We start from the raw sequence: 18,019 nt of genomic DNA, 5'->3' as shown, positions 1-18,019 counted from the left end.
TGCGTATAATAGGCATGTTTAACGGCAGAAGCTGAAAGCATGATTAAGGGATACCGCTCGTCATCTTTTTATGGTAGGATTATAGCTGAGAATTCAAAGGTCAGGGGAAAACCACCGTTGGCCGACCTATATGTAAGGACTTATTTAAGGGGGAGCTACCTTTATGTCAGCAGCCAATGTACAGAAAACATGTGAGTCAACTAGGGAAAAGTTAAAACCGGCTATCGATCGGATTGAAAATTTTTTGAATGAGAATGCTTTGCCTGAACTGGATCAGAATCAGACGGAAGAATCAACAGCCTTCTACAAAGGATTTCTTTCAGATCTCCGTCATTTGCTCGTTTTTTCTGAAGTTTCTTACGAAAAACTTGGCGTTGTGCTGCGTCGTGCCAACTTTGATGTCGATTTTGCCGAAAAGGCTCTTTATAATACGTATCACCAATGCGTAAACAGCTTTTTCTATCCCAAAAATGAATGTTATTCCGAAGACGGAAGATACGCTTACACAGGACAAGATGCCATTCGTTTCCGTGACAAGCCAATCCGTGCAGTACGGGATGTCATTCTTGAGGTTTCCAAAACGTACGAAGAATTGCGCGATGATCTGGCATATTATGAAAGTGATTACCTGACTCAGCGCCGTATGCAAAATCAACGGAATCACGCCTAATTAACGTTTAAACCTGAATATGAAATTGGACGAAACCGCCCTTGTGGCGGTTTTTTTGTGTTTTTAGTGAGAATCAGACGAGGTGTGATCATGTCATCATCTGGCATTTTGACGGGGAATATCAGGTTTGTGGCGGGGAGACAATAGTAGTCGAGGTGATAAAAAATGAGCCAAGACAAACCAATTGTCAAATGCAGCGTCTCCAACTGCAACTTTTGGGGGGAGAACAACTTCTGCCACGCTGATGCCATCATGATTGACATCGACCAACATGCCACCCGTCGTCTGCATGAGGAATTTGCCGGTGAGACATTTGACTCCGATCACCATGATCATGCACGCACATCCTCTGCAACATGCTGTCACACGTTCAAACCCAAGTGAGCAGTCATCCCTATTCATAACGGAGGTGCTTCCCAATGAAAAATGACGATAATAAGTTTAATTTGCAGGATCGCCCTAAAATCAATGTTGACGGTGAAAAACAGCGTATGCGCGTCGATTATCCCAGAAAAGCACATCGGGAAGAATACGGGGCAGAGGTCGCTCCTCCGACTGTCGTAAGAACTGGAGGTACCGAACGGGCAGAGCCTGTACCTGAGAAGCATGAGGCAGACCGGGTCATGGAATCAACAGGCAAGGTTGCGGGTTACATGGGACTTGCCTTCGGGATCGCGTCTTTGTTTATGTGGTCAATCGTACTTGGACCGGCCGCAGCCGTACTGGGTTACTATGCCTATGTGAATGGTCGTAAGACAGCGGGAGCCTGGTCCATTGGACTGGGTGTTGTAGCTACGCTGAGTTATTTTTTCATGATTCCATTCGCTCGTTAACGTGTAAAATGATTCATTCAAAAGCCTTCTGTTCTCACCCAAATGCGGTGAATTACAGAAGGTTTTTTTCGTATATGCGCAGGTTATGTGGAGAGATTCATATATTTTTTTGAAAACAATGGAACCTTGCTGTAAAACGATGTAGAATAAGGTCATAATACGCTTAATTATACGGGAGTGGGTATAACTCATGCAGATTGATCCAAGCGGATCGCGGCAGTTGTTGGAACTGCAATTGTCCAATGTGAATAACCAAACCAGTGGATCACAATCGGATGCTGGTTCAACAGTGGATTTCGCCAATGTGATGGACGGGCTGTTAGGTACGGGTGCCAATTCGACGAGCAATACAGATTCTACCGCTACGGTCTCCAAAAGATCCAGTGATGGTCTGTTGTGGCTGCAACTCGGAAGCACGTACAATCCAGATATAAATACGGCAGGATCGTCCTCTGTCTCCAATAACATCGTTGAGTCTTTATTATCTTCATCCAATACAGGAATCGTGGATTCAGGTGCATCTGTACCTACGGATTATGAATCTTTGATTGCCGAGGCAAGTGCCAAATACGGTGTTCCTGAATCATTGATCAAGGCCGTCATTGACACAGAGTCCAATTTTAACCCAAATGTGGTGTCCTCTGCCGGTGCCAAAGGGCTCATGCAATTAATGGATGGCACGGCTGCAGGGCTGGGTGTGAGTAATTCATTTGACCCTGCCCAGAACATTGATGCGGGTACGAGGTATCTTTCCCTTCAGCTCCAGCGTTTCGGTGGAGAAGTGAAGATGGCACTTGCTGCATATAATGCAGGGCCAGGGCGTGTTTCACGTCTGGGCGTGTCGAGTGATAGCGAACTGATGAGTGTACTTAACCGTTTGCCTTCCGAAACTCAGAATTATATCTCCAAGGTGGAGAAGGCACAGTCGAAATATGTGATCTAAACTCACAGATAGACAGTTGTGAAAACACATGGTAGACAGGATGAGATCAAATGTGGGAGCAGAAGCGCTTGAAACGCCTGTTCCCGGTTGGTCTTTTTGTGTTGTATGGGTATCGTGTTACAATGCTCACTGTAGGTTCAAGAACGAAGAGATAAGGGAGGTCTAACCTCATTTGAAATATTTTGATTATGCTGCAACCACACCTCCCCATCCTGATGTGATTCGTACGATGGCCGAAATTATGGAGACACAATTCGGTAATCCGTCCTCCATCCATGGGTATGGAGAGCGTGCCGATCAGTTGCTGCGTCGTGCTCGATCTGGATGCGCTGCTGCAATCGGCGTTAAGCCTGAAGAGATTGTATTTACTTCCGGTGCCACCGAGAGTAACAATCTTGCGATAAAAGGTGCGGCATTACGTTATCAGTCACGAGGCAGACATATCATCACTACGGCTACCGAGCATGCCTCGGTGTATGAAAGTGTTATGCAATTGCAGCAGTGGGGATGGAATGTGACATTAGTTCCTGTGAATTCCGATGGAGTAGTGAACGCTCAGCAGGTCGTAGACGCGATCAGGCCCGACACGGTGCTTGTAAGTCTGATGCATGTAAACAATGAAACAGGAGCCATCCATCCGATTGCAGAGATTGGCAAACAGCTCAAAAAGAAAGCACCACGGGTGCTTTTCCATGTGGATGGTGTTCAGGGTTTTGGGAAAATGGAGGCGACACCTGCCGCTTGGGGTGCAGATCTGTACAGTCTGTCTGCTCACAAGATTCGTGGACCGAAGGGAGCAGGTCTCCTGTATGTTCGAAGTGGAGTGGAGCTTACGCCACTATTGTCAGGAGGATCACAGGAGCAAGGCCTAAGAGCAGGCACAGAAAACGTGGCCTTGCTGGTAGGCATGGCAAAGGCTATGCGAATGGCAGCAGAAGATCAGGTTGATTTTGCCCGGCGTACAACGGTGCTCCGTGATCGATTGATGGAAACGATACGTGCCATTCCTGAATTTGAATTGAACAGTCGCCCAGAGGGTGCACCTCATATTGTACACTTCTCCTATCCCGGGATGAAGGCAGAAGTGGCGCTGCACACCTTGGAGCAACTTGGCGTAACCATATCGACCCAATCTGCCTGTTCTTCGCGTTCGGCTGAACCGAGTCGGGCTCTACTTGCGATGGGCAGAGATGCAGCTTGTGCTGTTGGCGGATTGCGTATTAGTCTTGGAGATGAACATACAGAAGAAGATGTAGCCTTGCTTGAACAGGCTTTACATCAGATGGTGGCGCAGTTGCGGCCCCTCGAAAGGCGGATGTAATGGATATGAAATATGATATGCTGCTTCTCCGTTTCGGAGAGTTTATGTTAAAAGGGAAAAATCGTGCCCGATTTGAGAAAACGATCATTACACAGGTGAAAGCTTTGCTTAAACCTTATCCAGGAGCGAGCCTTCGCAAAGAATATGGCCGTGTCTATGTGGATCTTGGCGGTGAATCACATACTGAACTGATTAAGGTGCTGAAGCGGGTATTTGGTGTGATGTCGATTAGTCCGGTTAAAGTTACTCCATCTGAGCTTGATGAGATTGTGAAAACCGCAGTTGCGTTTATGGACGAAAGGGAAGACGAATTCAAAGAAGGCACCACATTCAAGGTAAATGTAAGGCGGGTATGGAAGGAGTTCCCGAACTCTTCCCATGAAATGAACCATTTGGTCGGTTCCCCGATTCTTCGGAAGTTTCAGCAATTAAGTGTTGATGTTCGTCAACCTGATATTGAACTGCGAGTGGAAATTCGGGATCAGGGTACCTATATTTTCAACGAAACCATTCCGGCAGTAGGCGGCTTTCCACTGGGTACGAATGGCAAAGCAATGGTACTGCTATCAGGTGGAATAGACAGCCCGGTGGCAGCATGGTCTTCCATGCGCCGTGGACTTGAAGTGGAATGTGTACATTTTTACAGTTACCCGTTCACAAGCGAGCGCGCCAAAGAGAAAGTCATTGATTTGGCACGTGCCCTTGCTGATCATGCAGGAACAATCAAGCTGCATCTGGTTCCATTTACAGAGATTCAAACGGCATTTACTCAACTGGGTCAGGATAATCTGATTATTACGCTGATGCGACGTTCAATGCTGCGAATTGCATCCAAACTTGCCGAGCGTGAGCGGGCATTAGCACTGATCACCGGGGATAGCTTGGGCCAAGTAGCGAGTCAGACTCTTCCGAGTATGAATGTCATTGGTCGTGCGACGGATCTGCCACTGTTGCGACCACTGGTTATGATGGATAAACAGGAGATCATTACCCTGTCCAAACAGATCGGAACGTATGACATTTCTATTTTGCCATATGAGGATTGCTGCACTCTCTTTGTGCCAAAGTCACCTTCAACCAATCCAAATCTTCGAATTGTGGATAAAATAGAATCAACAATGAGCCATCTGTCAGAATGGGTGGATCAGGCGGTGGAACAAACTGAAACGATCACACTGCACGCCGGTGAAACTTCTGTGGTAACGAATCCGACAGGCGACAATGGCATGAAGGATGACTGGTTCTAAACTCTATAAAAATTAGCATGGCTGACATAATAAGGGCTATGTTAACTGCAAAAAAAGGACTGTTCGATGAAATATCGTTCAGTCCTTTGCTGTATTCAGATGAAATTTTTAGTTTAAATTAGCCTACGAATAGGAGCGCTGCTGCTCCCCGCCAGATCCCTTGTGGCTGGAACTGCTGGAGCGTTTGCGATAACCTGCAAAGACTACACCTGCAATAACCACAACGATGAAGAGAATGCGCAATGCCGGATGTTCCGTAAAGTAAGGCAAGAGTCGCTGTTCCTCGGTGATCATATTGGAAGCCGTATACCCGAGAACAATGGCTCCGACATAGATGATCCAAGGAAAGTGATTAATTAGCTTGATAAACAGGGTACTGCCCCAGACGATAATAGGTACACTAATCAGGAGTCCAAGGATGACAAGCACGAGATGCTGCTGCGCTGCTCCAGCAACTGCAATCACGTTATCTAATCCCATGGCTGCATCCGCAATCACGATGGTACGAATAGCGGTCCACAAGGAAGTTCCCGCCTGGACATTATTGTGTTCATCTCCCTGATCCGCCAATAATTTATAGGCAATCCAGATCAGAAGTATGCCTCCCACAAGCAAGAGCCACGGAACTTTAAGCAACCATAAAACAACAACTGTTGCTAAAATTCGAATCAAAAGTGCGCCGCCAGTTCCATATAGAATCGCCTTTTTCTGCACGGAAGGGTGCAAGTTTCGAGCTGCGAGACCAATGACGATGGCATTATCCCCAGCCAGAATTAGATCAATAAAGACAACGTTCAGCAAAGCCAGCCAGAATGTGGGACTAAATAGCTCCATGATATATGTCACTCCTTATATACGGTTCAATCATTAAGAATAGCATGGACAACTCCGACATACAAGTTAATGTGGGGGGATGAGGACATGGATACACTATGGCTGTTAACTGAAATTTTAATGATCAATCTGGTATTAAGTGGAGATAATGCGGTTGTTATTGCGCTTGCCAGCAAGGATCTGCCACCAATACAACGCAAAAAAGCGGTATGGTGGGGAGCTTTTGGCGCGGTGCTGCTGCGTTGTGTGTTAACCTTTGTAGCGGTATTATTGCTGGGGATTCCCTTTATCCAAGCGGCAGGTGGGCTGTTGCTACTCTGGATTGCAGTAAAGCTGCTGCTTCAAAATGAGGATGAAGTACATATTCGAGAAGCTTCTACGACCTGGAAAGCCATTCAAACCATTCTGATTGCCGATTTTGTAATGAGCTTGGATAATGTTTTGGCCATAGCGGCTTTGGCAGATGGAGATTTGGCTCTGATCGTCATTGGTATTGCAATCAGTATCCCCATCGTCGTATGGGGGAGCGGGTTGATTGTTGGTTTGTTGAAGCGATTTCCGATTCTTGTATTCGTCGGATCAGGCATCCTGGCCTTCACAGCAGGTGAGATGGTGATGAAAGACCCCAAGTTAGGAGAATGGCTGGGGGGTATGGCATCAGAGGTGCATACGCTGCTACCCGTAGCCATGGCTTGTCTTGTGGTTGCGATTGGAGGCGCACATAAATTTGTGCGGAAGAACGCATAGTTTAATTTTGGATAAAAGCTTGAACATATGACCGTCTGAACCGTCCGGTTTAGGCGGTTTTGTGGTGAGATAATACGCTTGTCAATACAACAATCATTGGGCTGGTCATAAGTTGCACATTTTAGGGTAATACAGGTAAAGGACGCATGCAAAGTGCGACATAAAGTATAGTTTTTTGCCGAAACATCGGATACACTAGAAGCATGATTACAGGTTTGAATATCAACAGTCAGCATGGAATGCGTATCGTTTATGAAGAAATAAAGTACATAGCCATAGTATAAGAGGTGATTGAGGATGAGAAATGAAAAAGCGATTGGACTATTTATTGTAGCTGCGGGAATTATTATTCTGCTTGGCAAGTTTGGCGTGTTTGGATTTATTGGTCGCAATTTTTGGCCTTTGCTGATTCTGCTGCCAGGAATCGCCCTTCATGCGTTATATTATGCGCGCATTTCACCATCGTGGTCACTCGTTCCTGCCGGCATACTAACGGTGTATGGTGTTTTATTCAGTATAACGAATACATGGGGCGCTGGACTTATGAGCAGGCTGTGGCCAGCATTCTTGCTAGGGATCGCCATAGGGTTACTCGAATATGGAATGGCTGAACGACGAAGACCGGAATATGTGTTACCTGCAGCTTTGATCCTTGGTGCGGTGTCCATCATATTATTCGGATTTACCTTGCTGCAAACGGGAATAATCTATGTACTTGCTGTCCTTTTGATCTTGGGCGGAGTCTGGTTATTACTTGGACGAGGACGTCAAGGGAGAGGCTGGTAACATTCCCAGTGGTCTTTTCGTGCGAAATATCTTGATTTTTACCTATAATAAACTATAATATAAGGGATATAGACATGCGTCGGGATATCACCGACGCTTATTTTGTGAGTAACCTGCGAAATTGCGGGAAGTTTAAGTAGATATGATTTGAAATTGGAAAGGATATGGATACAAAACATGCATTCAAGAGAACACATTCGCAATATTGCGATTATTGCCCACGTCGACCACGGAAAAACAACACTCGTTGACAAGTTGCTCCAGCAATCCGGTACTTACCGAGATCACGAAACGGTACAGGAGCGCGTAATGGACTCCAACGATTTGGAGCGTGAACGCGGTATTACGATTTTGGCCAAAAACACGGCTATAACTTATAAAGATTACCTGATTAATATTGTGGATACACCAGGACACGCCGACTTCGGTGGTGAAGTTGAACGTATCATGAAAATGGTTGACGGTGTATTGCTCGTTGTTGATGCTTATGAAGGCTGTATGCCACAAACGAAGTTTGTACTTCGTAAAGCACTTGAGCATAACCTGACACCAATCGTTGTTGTAAACAAAATTGACCGTCCAGCGGCTCGTCCGACTGAGGTTATTGATGAAGTATTGGACCTGTTCATTGAACTGGGTGCCAACGATCAACAACTCGAATTCCCTGTTGTATATGCTTCCGCATTGAACGGAACATCCAGCATGGATAATGATCCTGCCAAACAAGATGACAACATGATGGCGATCTACAATACCATCGTTAGTCATATCCCACACCCTACCGAAAATGTTGAAGAACCACTTCAATTCCTCGTTACTTTGATGGACTACAATGAATACCTTGGCCGTATTGCCATTGGTCGTGTTAACCGCGGTGTGATCCGTCAAGGACAATCGGTAACGGTTATTATGCGTGATGGTAAGAGCAAAACTGCACGTATCGAGAAACTGTTTGGTTTCCAAGGTCTCAAACGTATTGAGACGGAAGAAGCAGGAGCAGGCGACATCGTTGCCATTGCAGGGATCAAGGACATCAACATTGGTGAAACCATTGCCGACCCTAACAACCCGGAAGCTTTGCCAGTTCTGAAAATTGATGAGCCAACACTGCAAATGACGTTCCTCGTGAACAACAGTCCATTCGCAGGTCGTGAAGGTAAATGGGTAACTTCCCGTAAACTTCGTGAGCGTTTGTTCAAAGAGTTGGAAACAGACGTTTCCCTTCGTGTTGACGAAACGGATAGCCCTGATGCATTTATCGTTTCCGGACGTGGTGAGCTTCACTTGGGTATCTTGATTGAAAATATGCGTCGTGAAGGATATGAGCTTCAAGTATCCAAACCAGAAGTTATCGTAAGAGAAGTTGACGGTAAGAAAATGGAACCTGTTGAGCGCTTGTTGATTGATATCCCTGAAGAGAGCATGGGTTCCGTAATGGAGAGCCTGGGCGCACGTAAAGCAGAGATGGTTAACATGGTTAACACAGGTAGTGGTCAAGTACGTCTGGAGTTCCTGATTCCAGCACGTGGTTTGATCGGATATAGCACAAACTTCCTGACATTGACTCGTGGTTACGGTGTAATGAACCATGCATTTGACAGCTACGCTCCAGTAGTATCCGGTCAAGTGGGTGGACGTCACCAAGGCGTGTTGATCTCAACTGAAACGGGTACATCTACGTTCTATGGCATGATGGGCGTTGAGGATCGCGGTACGCTCTTCTTGGAGCCGGGTACTGAAATCTACGAAGGTATGATTGTTGGTGAACATACACGTGACAATGATATCGTTGTTAACATCTGCAAAGAAAAACAACTGACTAACGTTCGTTCTTCCGGTAAAGATGATACGGTTAAAATTAAAACTCCGATTATCTTCTCATTGGAACAGGCGCTTGAATATCTGAATGAAGATGAATATTGTGAGATTACACCAAAATCTATTCGTCTTCGTAAAAAGATTCTGAACAAATCCGAGCGTGAGCGTGCAGAAAAACAACGCAAAATGGCTTCTAAAGCCTAATAACAACAAAATAAACTATATAAGTTAGCATTTGATGGGCCCGGCAAGTAACGAGAGGGTTGTACAGCTAAAGTAGTGTAGGGATCAGAATCGATTCTGAAGAAGCGAAGCGCTCGCCTTTATCCACGGATTTTACCATTGAAAAATGGATCAAAAAAATCTGGGGATAACAGCGATCAGAAGAACGAGCTGAGACCGAAACGGTCACGATGCACGTACTGGCTCTCTAAGTTGCTAAAGGGAATTCCATCAACCAGTTAACTTATCCTAGCATGAACACGAAAGGAGCTGGCTGTGCATGCAAGCATGGTTCGCATCACACCCGATCGTAGCCTACATCGTCATCTTTGTATTGATTACTTACGTATATAATAAGGTGTTTCGGGTACGTCAGAAATTGCCACTTGGTAAGGAAATCGTTCTCTATATTTTGATGGCGATGGGCACATTCATGCTTCTTATTTTTCAAATCGACAAGCTTCCCATCATTCAATGTTTGCTGGTGGCGGTTGGTTTGATGTTATTAGTGAGAGTGCGTTATTTTATTGAAGGTCGTCAAAAGAAAAAAGCGGAAGCTGCCGCTCGAAACTCATAAATCCTGTCTTGTACAGACCATCCGTTTTCCTTAGGGAAAGCGGTTGTCTTTTATTTAGACAAAAACAGATGTGATAAAGGTGTTGAAGATATGAACTCAAATTCGAACGGACTGCCTCCACGGAGACAGGCACCAACGCAATCCGGTGCTTCTGGATCGAAGAATGGCAAGGGCAAGCAGCCTAAGAAGAAAAAGAGAATGAATGCTTTTGGCAGAATCCTTTTAAGTCTATTGGTTATTGCCATTGTGGTAGGCGGTGGATATGCGTACTGGGTATACAATCAAGTCGTGGATACAGGCATCGATAAACCGGTACCTCCCGGGATGTCAGCCACAACCAAACCGATCACGATGCTGTTATTAGGCACAGATAACCGTCCTGAAACTGGCACATATCTCTCGGATGTTGTTATGGTGGCTTCGTTGAATCCGAAGACCAAGACGGCAACCATTGTATCTTTGCCTCGAGACACGCGTATTCAATTGGATGGGTACAAATCCAACAAGCTGAATTCCTATTATCCAAGATTCAAAGCACAGGAAAAAACCACTGGCAAAAATGCAGAGGATCAGATGAAAGAAATGATGGGCAAGTATTTGGATGTAGATATTAATTATACAACCGTCCTGAATTTCCAGGCATTCCGTGATGCTGTCAATGCCGTGGGTGGCGTGGATGTGACTGTGGATAAAAATATGTGTTATAGAGATACAGCCGATGGTACAGATATCAATCTGGTCGCAGGCGCACAACATCTCGATGGTAAAGCAGCACTAGATTTTGTTCGTTACCGCAAATCCAATTGTAATCCGAAGACTGATGAATCCAATGACTTTGATCGTAACAAACGTCAAAACCAAGTGCTGAACTCCATGCTGGATCAGATGAAATCTCTTGGGGGCATTACAAAGATCAGCAAAGTGATTGGTGCAGTTGACAAGAATATGACGACAGATGTGGAATCGGAACAAATGAAAAACTTTATCTCGACGTATTGGAACATTTCCACTTCGGATGTGCATTATACTCCGGTTACCGGAGAGTGGAGAAGTCCATATGTGTATATTAATGAGACGGAACTCGCCAATGCCAAGCAGGCTTTACAAGATACACTTTCAGGTAAAGTAACGGCTTCACCTTCAGGCGAATAACCTTCATTCTTTTGGGATTGGAAGCACGTTAATCGGTATGCTATAATAACATAAACCAAGTACAAGAATTGCATAAAGAAGGTTAGGGGGCTGGTTGAATGTCCGAAGCCGTCACACAATTAACTGAATCTCTTTTACAGCAATTCAAGAATGAGACCTTTGTGCTTCTGAGCACTGTGGATGTAGAATCCGGAGGTCCGACTTCAACAGCCATCTCCTGGATTTATGCGGAGAATGCTTCTACTTTTCGTGTAGCAATTGATCATCGTTCACGTTTAGTGAAAAACATGATTACTAATCCGCTCATTACGGTAACTGTCTTTGGAGAAGAGACGGTGTACGCAGTGAACGGACGTGCTGCAGTACGACAAGATCCGCTGCTGGACGTTCCATTTAATATGTGCTGTTTCGACATTACAATTGAAGCGGTGAGGAATGCTCTGTTTTACGGCGCTCAATTGTCCTCTGTGCCTCAATATGTCAAAATATATGATCAGCGTGCTGCTGAGAAATTAGATGAGCAGGTTTTTGCTGCCATGAAAAAAGCCTAGTGAGAGATCACTGGGCTTTTTGTTGTCTTTTGTCCGATGAATGCAGCTGCTGCATTTGTTGTTTTTGATTCATGTGTTCATCCGGATTTTGACGGACTTTGACGTCTTTTGGGAGTTGAGGGATAATTCGTCCCACCATGTCAGCGAGTTCTGAAGCAAAACCGGAGATTGGGTGCCCTTGACGAATATGTTCACCAATCTCTTTAATTCGTTCAGTGACATCTGCATCAGCAGTAACGATGGAATCTATACCTTCGGGGTCTTTGCGAAGTGCTTCGGCAACAGCGTACTTAATGGTACCCACCCGAGCACGTTCCAGTTCACCATCAACATCGATGCCAACTACGGCTGTATTACCGAGTATGACGCAGTTCGCATCTTCAACACCTTCTACTTGCTTGGCAAGGGCTTTAAGGTGATTGATTCGTTTTTCATTGGGCATCCGGCCACTCTGTGCATCATCCGCAATGTTGGTATCATGGACTTCACCTGTATTCTCATTGAGACGGTCCAAACGTGAAGGATTCATCCGATCTTCCTGTGCATTGAGCATGTGAGATCCTTTCCCTTGATCTTGCTGAGTTGTTACATTTCCTCCGTAACCTTTCGCATGTGTACCTTGATTCGGCGAAGCGCTGCGTGTGGAACTGTTGCAACCTGTAAGTATAAAGATCAGAAGCAGCGTGCAAACCCATATTTTCATAAATGTTCATCCTTTCTTGGAGTTTTTCAGAATGGTTGACAATTATTTTGCCCTAGTCGAATACATTTATGTATGGGATCATGATTGTCCATGCCGCTGCTGAAAGATCACACTATTCATGCCTTTAACGACGCCGCTTTGGAGGGGATTGAATGAAAAAGATTTTTGTATTGGATACCAACGTGCTTCTGCATGACCCCAATGCCATATTTGCCTTTGAGGAACATGAGGTAATCATTCCCGCGGTTGTACTGGAGGAGATCGACTCCAAAAAAAGAAATGCCGATGAAATTGGGCGTAATGCCCGTAATGTATCCAGACTGTTAGATGGATTACGAGAGCTGGGTCACTTGCACAGTGGGGTACCTTTGGCTAATGGAGGTAACCTGAAAGTAGAGCTGAATCATCGGAGTTTCGTGAAAGTTCAGGAAATGTTTGGTGAAGTGTCCAACGATAATCGCATTTTGGCTGTCGCACTGAATTATCAGATTGAGGAGAATGAAAAGGAAGTAGTTGAACGTCAGGTCGTGCTTGTCAGTAAAGATGTACTTGTGCGTATCAAAGCGGATGTACTTGGTCTGTTCACACAGGATTACTTATCAGATCGGACGGCAGGACTCAGTGAGTTATATCCAGGTTATACGGCCCTAAAAGTTCATCCGTCAGTGATTGATGAGTTTTACACATATCGTTTTTTACCAATCAAACCATTGCAGTTGTCTTATTCGTTGTATCCGAATGAATTTGTCATTCTCAAGGATGAGATGGGAACCAATAAATCGGCTTTGCTTAAAGTGAACACAGAGGGAACAAAGCTGGAGCCGCTTTTCCTCAGTAATGATAATGTCTGGGGTATTAGCGCACGTAACGCACAACAACGCATGGCACTGGAACTGCTTTTAAATGATGACATCCCGCTTGTTACTATCACCGGTAAAGCCGGAACAGGAAAAACCTTGCTGGCACTTGCAGCAGGTCTGCTTAAGGTAGAGGATGATCATAAATACAAAAAACTGTTGATTGCTCGTCCTGTTGTTCCAATGGGGAAAGATATCGGTTATTTGCCTGGTGAGAAGGAAGAAAAACTTCGTCCATGGATGCAGCCGATATATGATAATCTGGAGTTTTTGTTTGATACCAAAAAAGCCGGAGATATCGATAAAATCCTAATGGGGCTTGGCAGTATTCAGGTGGAGGCCTTAACGTATATTCGTGGAAGATCGATACCTGGACAGTTTATCATTATTGATGAAGCCCAGAATCTGTCGCGCCACGAAGTGAAGACTATTGTATCAAGGGTCGGTGAAGGCAGTAAGATTATTTTGATGGGAGACCCCGAACAGATAGACCATCCGTATCTTGATTCTGCCAGTAATGGTCTGACGTATATCGTGGAACGGTTCAAACAAGAGGGAATCAGCGGACACATCATGCTCGAAAAAGGAGAACGGTCCAAGCTGGCACAGCTTGCAGCTGATTTATTGTAAAATTTAGGGGATTTATTTCCCGGAAAATGTTGTTATTGAAGCCGGCTCCTGGAGCCGGCTTTTTGCTGAAAAAATAAGTAAGCGTTATTACACAGAACTCGATATGCTCGTATTATGCAAAAATCCGAAAAAGTGTTTTTCGGCAGGGTAGGACAAGAGTACTACTTATTTGTTACAATAATTGCTGCAGGAAAAAACTAGGTGAACAGGGAGGGAAGTTAATGAAGCGTAGACATCAGGTTGTTTTATTCGCGGTATTGCTGCTTTCGTTAACGATCTTGTCACCGAGTTTTGACTTTAGAGGTTCGCAGCTCAATCAGGAACGCGATCAGGAGAAGGATGCTTTTCCTGGGTCTTCGTCCCGTAATGAAGATGCTCAAGCTCCGCTGGAGATTGTAGTGGCCATGTCGGATGAAGAGTTCCAAGCCTTTCAAAAAATAGCTAAAGAAGTTGCTGCTTCCCAGCTGGTAGAGATTAATCTTCGGAATGAGAAGCCGGATACATATAAGCATGTTTTGGATCTTGAATTTTCACTAGGAGAGAACGGTGATGTTGTTCTGCTTGATAGTGAGGAAGTGCAATACTATGCCCAAAAAGGGTACCTGTATCCGTTAAACGGAACCACATTATCGAAGTCGCTAGGAGATACGGTAGTTGGGTTACGGGGAATGACAGAGTGGAATGGTTATCAGTGGGGAATGCCTTTTGATTTTGATCCGTACATTCTGGCTGCACAATCTTCATTTCTGAAGAGAGCTGGTCTGGAGTCATTACCTCGCAATAAAGATCAGTGGGTCAAACTTACTCAACAAGCTGTTGCGGAAGGCATCCCTTTAATTACAATGAACATCAATGATATGTACGGGACAAATGCGTGGCTGAATCATTTGGAACCGAAAATGGCACCAGACCAAGTTAAACGAACACAGATAGATTCGCAAACGGGGAATCTTCAGCAGGGGATTCAGTTGATGAATCAGATTCAGCCCCTTATTAAGCTGGAGTCTACCAATTCAGAGTTCTCTCCAACTGCTGACCAGAACGGCACACCGATGGTTGTATCATTGTTATCTCAATTATTAAGTGCGGATCAAGCGAGTGCAGTTGATAAAGATTCTTTGGAGCGGATTTCTTTCGAAACCTTGGAAACCGTAAACTCCAGAAGCCTTGTTATTACTGCGGGGTCGGTTGAGGCTGAGGAGGCCAGTAGATGGATTGAAGGAATGACGTCCGCTACGACACAGCTGAAATGGTACCAACAGGTTAACCGGTTGCCCGCAAAGCAACAGGAGCTGGATATGGAGTCTGAGAAACTCGTTGGACGTTATGACATGACAAAGGGACAACCCTGGTTCCCGACCACCCAAGATGTCCCTGCTGCAACGACCGAAAGTCATGCTCTAATAACTCGTTTTCATAAAAAAGTACAACAATTCTTAAAGGGTGAAATTACAGCGAATCAATACGTAGACAGTATTAGAACGACGAATTAACGTTAAGTTCGTGTTCAACCTCTTTAAAAGGATATAGCTAGTTTTACTTCCAGTATGCCTTCACTTGTCGAAACATCGGTTGCTTTGACAAACGAGAGGATTTTCTGTGGATAGAACCCAAGGTCAAATTCTTTTTCCAGCATTCGGCGAGTGGTGTCTGGTAATTCAAGCTGGTTGAATACAAGTTTGTCCACATGAAAACGAATGGAGTTTTGAGGTTCATTTTCTACCGTATAATGTCCTTCAATGCTTAATTGCAACTGATCCCGCTGACCGGAAGCTATAATCTTATCCTGGTTAAACTGAAAGGCAAAGTCTTCAAAGATTGAATTTTGGGAACGTAGAAATGAATTAAGCTCATCCTGCCCAATTCGAATCGTATACGTTGTTCCAGTCGTGGATATACCTCCGTTTTGTTTTTGGATAAAATCGGGCAGGTTCTGCATGGCAGATGCCAATGCTTTGAAATATCGTTTCACCTCATAGATGCCGATATTCTCCCAATAGAGGGTTAATTCATCCATCAGTTTCTGAATCGCTGCCGCATCTCCGCTGGTGGCTATTTGGGCATCCACTTCTTTTTGCAAGGCGACTACACGTTCCCGCTGGTTTTGAAGATTAGTCTTCATTTCGGTTAATTCTGTTGTAGTCTGACGAATCTGAGTGGAAGTCTGTTGCAGATTGCGATAACGGACCTGATACTTGTCCAGCACAGCCTGATCCCGTCCGATAATAATCTGGTAATAATCATACAGTACAAACAGGTCTTTGAATGACCTGGCTCCCAGGACCGTCATGAGGAGGCTGTCGCGTTCTCCTGTGTAGTAGGACCTCACTACAGCTCCGGCCCGATCTTGCTGAATATGTATCTGCTCTTCCTGTTCCTGCAGCTGGACGGATAATGTCTCGTGTTGTTGAGCCAGCTGCTTCTGCCTTTCGGTGATGCGTTCGATTTCATGATCGATTTCAACGATGGATAGACTTTTTTGTAATATCTCACGTGTATCCTCAGGTGAAGACTCTCCATAGGCATAGGCTAAAGGTAGCTGGAGGAATAAAATGATGCATAATATAAAGGCGGAAATGCCGTGTTGATGTTTCACCGATCCATTCTCCTTTCCACTTCTTAAATGACAATCGTACAGGCTTGTTGTCTTCCAGACAATATATGAAACAAATACGTGAAATATCCTTAGTGGTTACATAACACCATGAGCATTCATTTAATCTGAACACAACAAAAAAGCAACCCGACAGATATCGGATCACTTTGATGCTGCAGGTGGATTAGAGCGGCAAACCCATTTCGAATACGGTCCAGTAGCTGAACCCCGTGAATGTTACGATCATATAACCCCAGAAGAGCAATATGTACGTTCGCTCGGTAAATTTCAAGTATCCCAAAATGACAAAAAACGCAGTCTGCAGGAAAAAAAGCAAAGCCATTTCGACCAGATCTCCCGCAAAAGCCATCAGGCCAATTGCAAGCGTGAAGAACCCGAGTACCCGAAACATGCGTGCCACGGTAAATCCTCCTCTCCTAAGTACGTTCATAGATTGTCTACACAACATTATACCGGGAAAGGAAAAACGTGTAAACAAATTTGGATATGAAAGCGAATTCTTTTTTTGCTCAAAGTAAGTATAGAGGGATATGTTTTACGTATGTCACGTATGAGCAAGCCTGAATGTGGAAATACATTTTAGTATGAAATCAATTCTATGAACTCTATGAGAGGCATAAGAATGAATGAAGCAGCTTTTATACCTAATTCACATACCGGGCTTCCGGTAATGCGGACGGTTATTTTAGGATGTTGTTAGGAGGGTATTATAGCATGACTGCAGTGAGACAGGATGCTTGGAGTACAGAGGACGATTTGATATTGGCTGAGGTTACTTTGCGTCATATTCGGGAAGGCAGTACACAATTGGCCGCTTTTGAAGAGGTGGGCGAAAAAATAGGCAGAACATCTGCCGCATGCGGTTTTCGCTGGAACAGTTGTGTACGTAAAAAGTATGATTCTGCCATCAGTAACGCCAAGGCACAACGACAAAAACGAAGTTATCTCAGAAAGCAACCAGCTATGCTCGGACCGCAGGTTGCAGCGCTGTCTACACTGGACACTGAAGAACATCTGTACAAATCAGATGGGATCTCAGACGATTCATTATCGATGGATGCAGTAATCCGCTTCCTGCGACAATGGAAGGGAACGGTGCAGGAGAGTAGTCGTCAACTCAAGATGCTGGAGAAGGAGCTTCGGGAGAAAGAAGATGAATTGCTTGAACTACGTCTTGAGAATGACCGTCTCTCCAAGGAAGTGAATGAAGTACAGACGGATTACCGTGTGGTGAATGACGACTACAAAGCTTTGATTCAGATTATGGATCGGGCTCGCAGACTCGCATTTTTGTCCGAAGAAGAAGAGGAACTTAAGACACGTTTCAAGATGGATGCCAACGGGAATCTGGAACGAATTGAATAACAAATTCAGACGTTTGATTTGTGAAAGTCAGGTATGAACCCGCCACACCTCCGTTACACAACGGCAGGTATGACGGGTTTTTAGTTTGGTGTTTTTGTTCTATTATAGATAATAGAAGAGAAACTACTGAAGCGGAGAGGAGTGCA

Annotated in this window: 19 protein-coding genes; 15 read left to right on the top strand and 4 right to left on the bottom strand. The window is 44.8% G+C overall.

The window, feature by feature from the left end; genetic code table 11:
• Positions 1 to 163: 163 nt before the first annotated feature.
• The 6 genes from MKY95_RS23995 (at position 164) to thiI (ending at position 5,014) form a co-directional block, all read left to right on the top strand.
• Positions 164 to 670 (top strand): YpuI family protein, encoded by a 507-nt coding sequence (locus MKY95_RS23995; protein ID WP_017687263.1) that lies wholly within the window; start codon positions 164 to 166, stop codon positions 668 to 670.
• 165 nt (positions 671 to 835) lie between these two features.
• Complete coding sequence (locus MKY95_RS23990) at positions 836 to 1,054, top strand: DUF1540 domain-containing protein (protein ID WP_074095869.1); 219 nt, start codon at positions 836 to 838, stop codon at positions 1,052 to 1,054.
• Positions 1,055 to 1,161: 107 nt separating this feature from the next.
• On the top strand, positions 1,162 to 1,503 hold the full coding sequence (locus tag MKY95_RS23985) for a hypothetical protein (protein WP_235193989.1): 342 nt from the start codon (positions 1,162 to 1,164) through the stop codon (positions 1,501 to 1,503).
• Positions 1,504 to 1,693: 190 nt separating this feature from the next.
• Positions 1,694 to 2,446 carry a lytic transglycosylase domain-containing protein gene (locus tag MKY95_RS23980; protein ID WP_047843770.1) on the top strand — a complete coding sequence of 251 codons (753 nt, stop codon included), beginning with the start codon at positions 1,694 to 1,696 and terminating at the stop codon, positions 2,444 to 2,446.
• A gap of 172 nt (positions 2,447 to 2,618) precedes the next feature.
• Positions 2,619 to 3,767 (top strand): cysteine desulfurase family protein, encoded by a 1,149-nt coding sequence (locus MKY95_RS23975; protein ID WP_076318864.1) that lies wholly within the window; start codon positions 2,619 to 2,621, stop codon positions 3,765 to 3,767.
• Between the two features lie 5 nt (positions 3,768 to 3,772).
• The gene (gene thiI / locus MKY95_RS23970) at positions 3,773 to 5,014 is read left to right on the top strand and encodes a tRNA uracil 4-sulfurtransferase ThiI (RefSeq protein WP_036615288.1); all 1,242 of its coding nucleotides are present in this window, start codon (positions 3,773 to 3,775) and stop codon (positions 5,012 to 5,014) included.
• 123 nt (positions 5,015 to 5,137) lie between these two features.
• Here the strand turns inward: thiI and MKY95_RS23965 are convergent, their stop codons facing one another.
• Entirely contained in the window at positions 5,138 to 5,848 is a 711-nt protein-coding gene (locus MKY95_RS23965) for a TerC family protein (RefSeq protein ID WP_036674816.1), read from the bottom strand.
• Between the two features lie 87 nt (positions 5,849 to 5,935).
• Here MKY95_RS23965 and MKY95_RS23960 point away from each other — a divergent pair, with 87 nt between their 5' ends.
• The 6 genes from MKY95_RS23960 (at position 5,936) to MKY95_RS23935 (ending at position 11,701) form a co-directional block, all read left to right on the top strand.
• Entirely contained in the window at positions 5,936 to 6,595 is a 660-nt protein-coding gene (locus MKY95_RS23960; protein WP_047843767.1) for a TerC family protein, read from the top strand.
• A 291-nt stretch (positions 6,596 to 6,886) separates the two neighbouring features.
• Positions 6,887 to 7,381: a hypothetical protein gene (locus tag MKY95_RS23955; protein ID WP_143781059.1), complete on the top strand. Its 495-nt coding sequence runs from the start codon at positions 6,887 to 6,889 to the stop codon at positions 7,379 to 7,381.
• 177 nt (positions 7,382 to 7,558) lie between these two features.
• Complete coding sequence (typA, locus tag MKY95_RS23950; protein ID WP_036674819.1) at positions 7,559 to 9,403, top strand: translational GTPase TypA; 1,845 nt, start codon at positions 7,559 to 7,561, stop codon at positions 9,401 to 9,403.
• Between the two features lie 298 nt (positions 9,404 to 9,701).
• Positions 9,702 to 9,998, top strand: coding sequence for a YlaH-like family protein (locus tag MKY95_RS23945; RefSeq protein WP_036614990.1), 297 nt, complete (start codon positions 9,702 to 9,704; stop codon positions 9,996 to 9,998).
• 90 nt (positions 9,999 to 10,088) lie between these two features.
• A complete protein-coding gene (locus MKY95_RS23940; RefSeq protein WP_074095864.1) occupies positions 10,089 to 11,150 on the top strand; it encodes an LCP family protein in 1,062 nt (353 codons plus the stop codon).
• 98 nt (positions 11,151 to 11,248) lie between these two features.
• On the top strand, positions 11,249 to 11,701 hold the full coding sequence (locus MKY95_RS23935; RefSeq protein WP_076318866.1) for a pyridoxamine 5'-phosphate oxidase family protein: 453 nt from the start codon (positions 11,249 to 11,251) through the stop codon (positions 11,699 to 11,701).
• Between the two features lie 7 nt (positions 11,702 to 11,708).
• Here the strand turns inward: MKY95_RS23935 and MKY95_RS23930 are convergent, their stop codons facing one another.
• Positions 11,709 to 12,404 (bottom strand): YhcN/YlaJ family sporulation lipoprotein, encoded by a 696-nt coding sequence (locus tag MKY95_RS23930; RefSeq protein WP_076318867.1) that lies wholly within the window; start codon positions 12,402 to 12,404, stop codon positions 11,709 to 11,711.
• Between the two features lie 152 nt (positions 12,405 to 12,556).
• Here MKY95_RS23930 and MKY95_RS23925 point away from each other — a divergent pair, with 152 nt between their 5' ends.
• A complete protein-coding gene (locus MKY95_RS23925; RefSeq protein WP_024628438.1) occupies positions 12,557 to 13,891 on the top strand; it encodes a PhoH family protein in 1,335 nt (444 codons plus the stop codon).
• Between the two features lie 221 nt (positions 13,892 to 14,112).
• Positions 14,113 to 15,384 carry an extracellular solute-binding protein gene (locus MKY95_RS23920; RefSeq protein WP_076318868.1) on the top strand — a complete coding sequence of 424 codons (1,272 nt, stop codon included), beginning with the start codon at positions 14,113 to 14,115 and terminating at the stop codon, positions 15,382 to 15,384.
• 23 nt (positions 15,385 to 15,407) lie between these two features.
• Here the strand turns inward: MKY95_RS23920 and MKY95_RS23915 are convergent, their stop codons facing one another.
• Both MKY95_RS23915 and MKY95_RS23910 read right to left on the bottom strand, forming a co-directional pair.
• Complete coding sequence (locus MKY95_RS23915; protein WP_036614980.1) at positions 15,408 to 16,487, bottom strand: hypothetical protein; 1,080 nt, start codon at positions 16,485 to 16,487, stop codon at positions 15,408 to 15,410.
• Between the two features lie 184 nt (positions 16,488 to 16,671).
• A complete protein-coding gene (locus MKY95_RS23910) occupies positions 16,672 to 16,908 on the bottom strand; it encodes a DUF2626 domain-containing protein (RefSeq protein ID WP_017687281.1) in 237 nt (78 codons plus the stop codon).
• A gap of 314 nt (positions 16,909 to 17,222) precedes the next feature.
• Here MKY95_RS23910 and MKY95_RS23905 point away from each other — a divergent pair, with 314 nt between their 5' ends.
• Positions 17,223 to 17,873: an RsfA family transcriptional regulator gene (locus MKY95_RS23905; RefSeq protein WP_036674824.1), complete on the top strand. Its 651-nt coding sequence runs from the start codon at positions 17,223 to 17,225 to the stop codon at positions 17,871 to 17,873.
• Positions 17,874 to 18,019: the final 146 nt, after the last annotated feature.

Source organism: Paenibacillus sp. FSL P4-0176, assembly GCF_037975265.1.
Lineage (GTDB): Bacteria > Bacillota > Bacilli > Paenibacillales > Paenibacillaceae > Paenibacillus > Paenibacillus amylolyticus.
The sequence above is the reverse complement of the archived record's forward strand: the minus strand, read 5'-3'. Positions and strand labels throughout refer to the sequence as shown.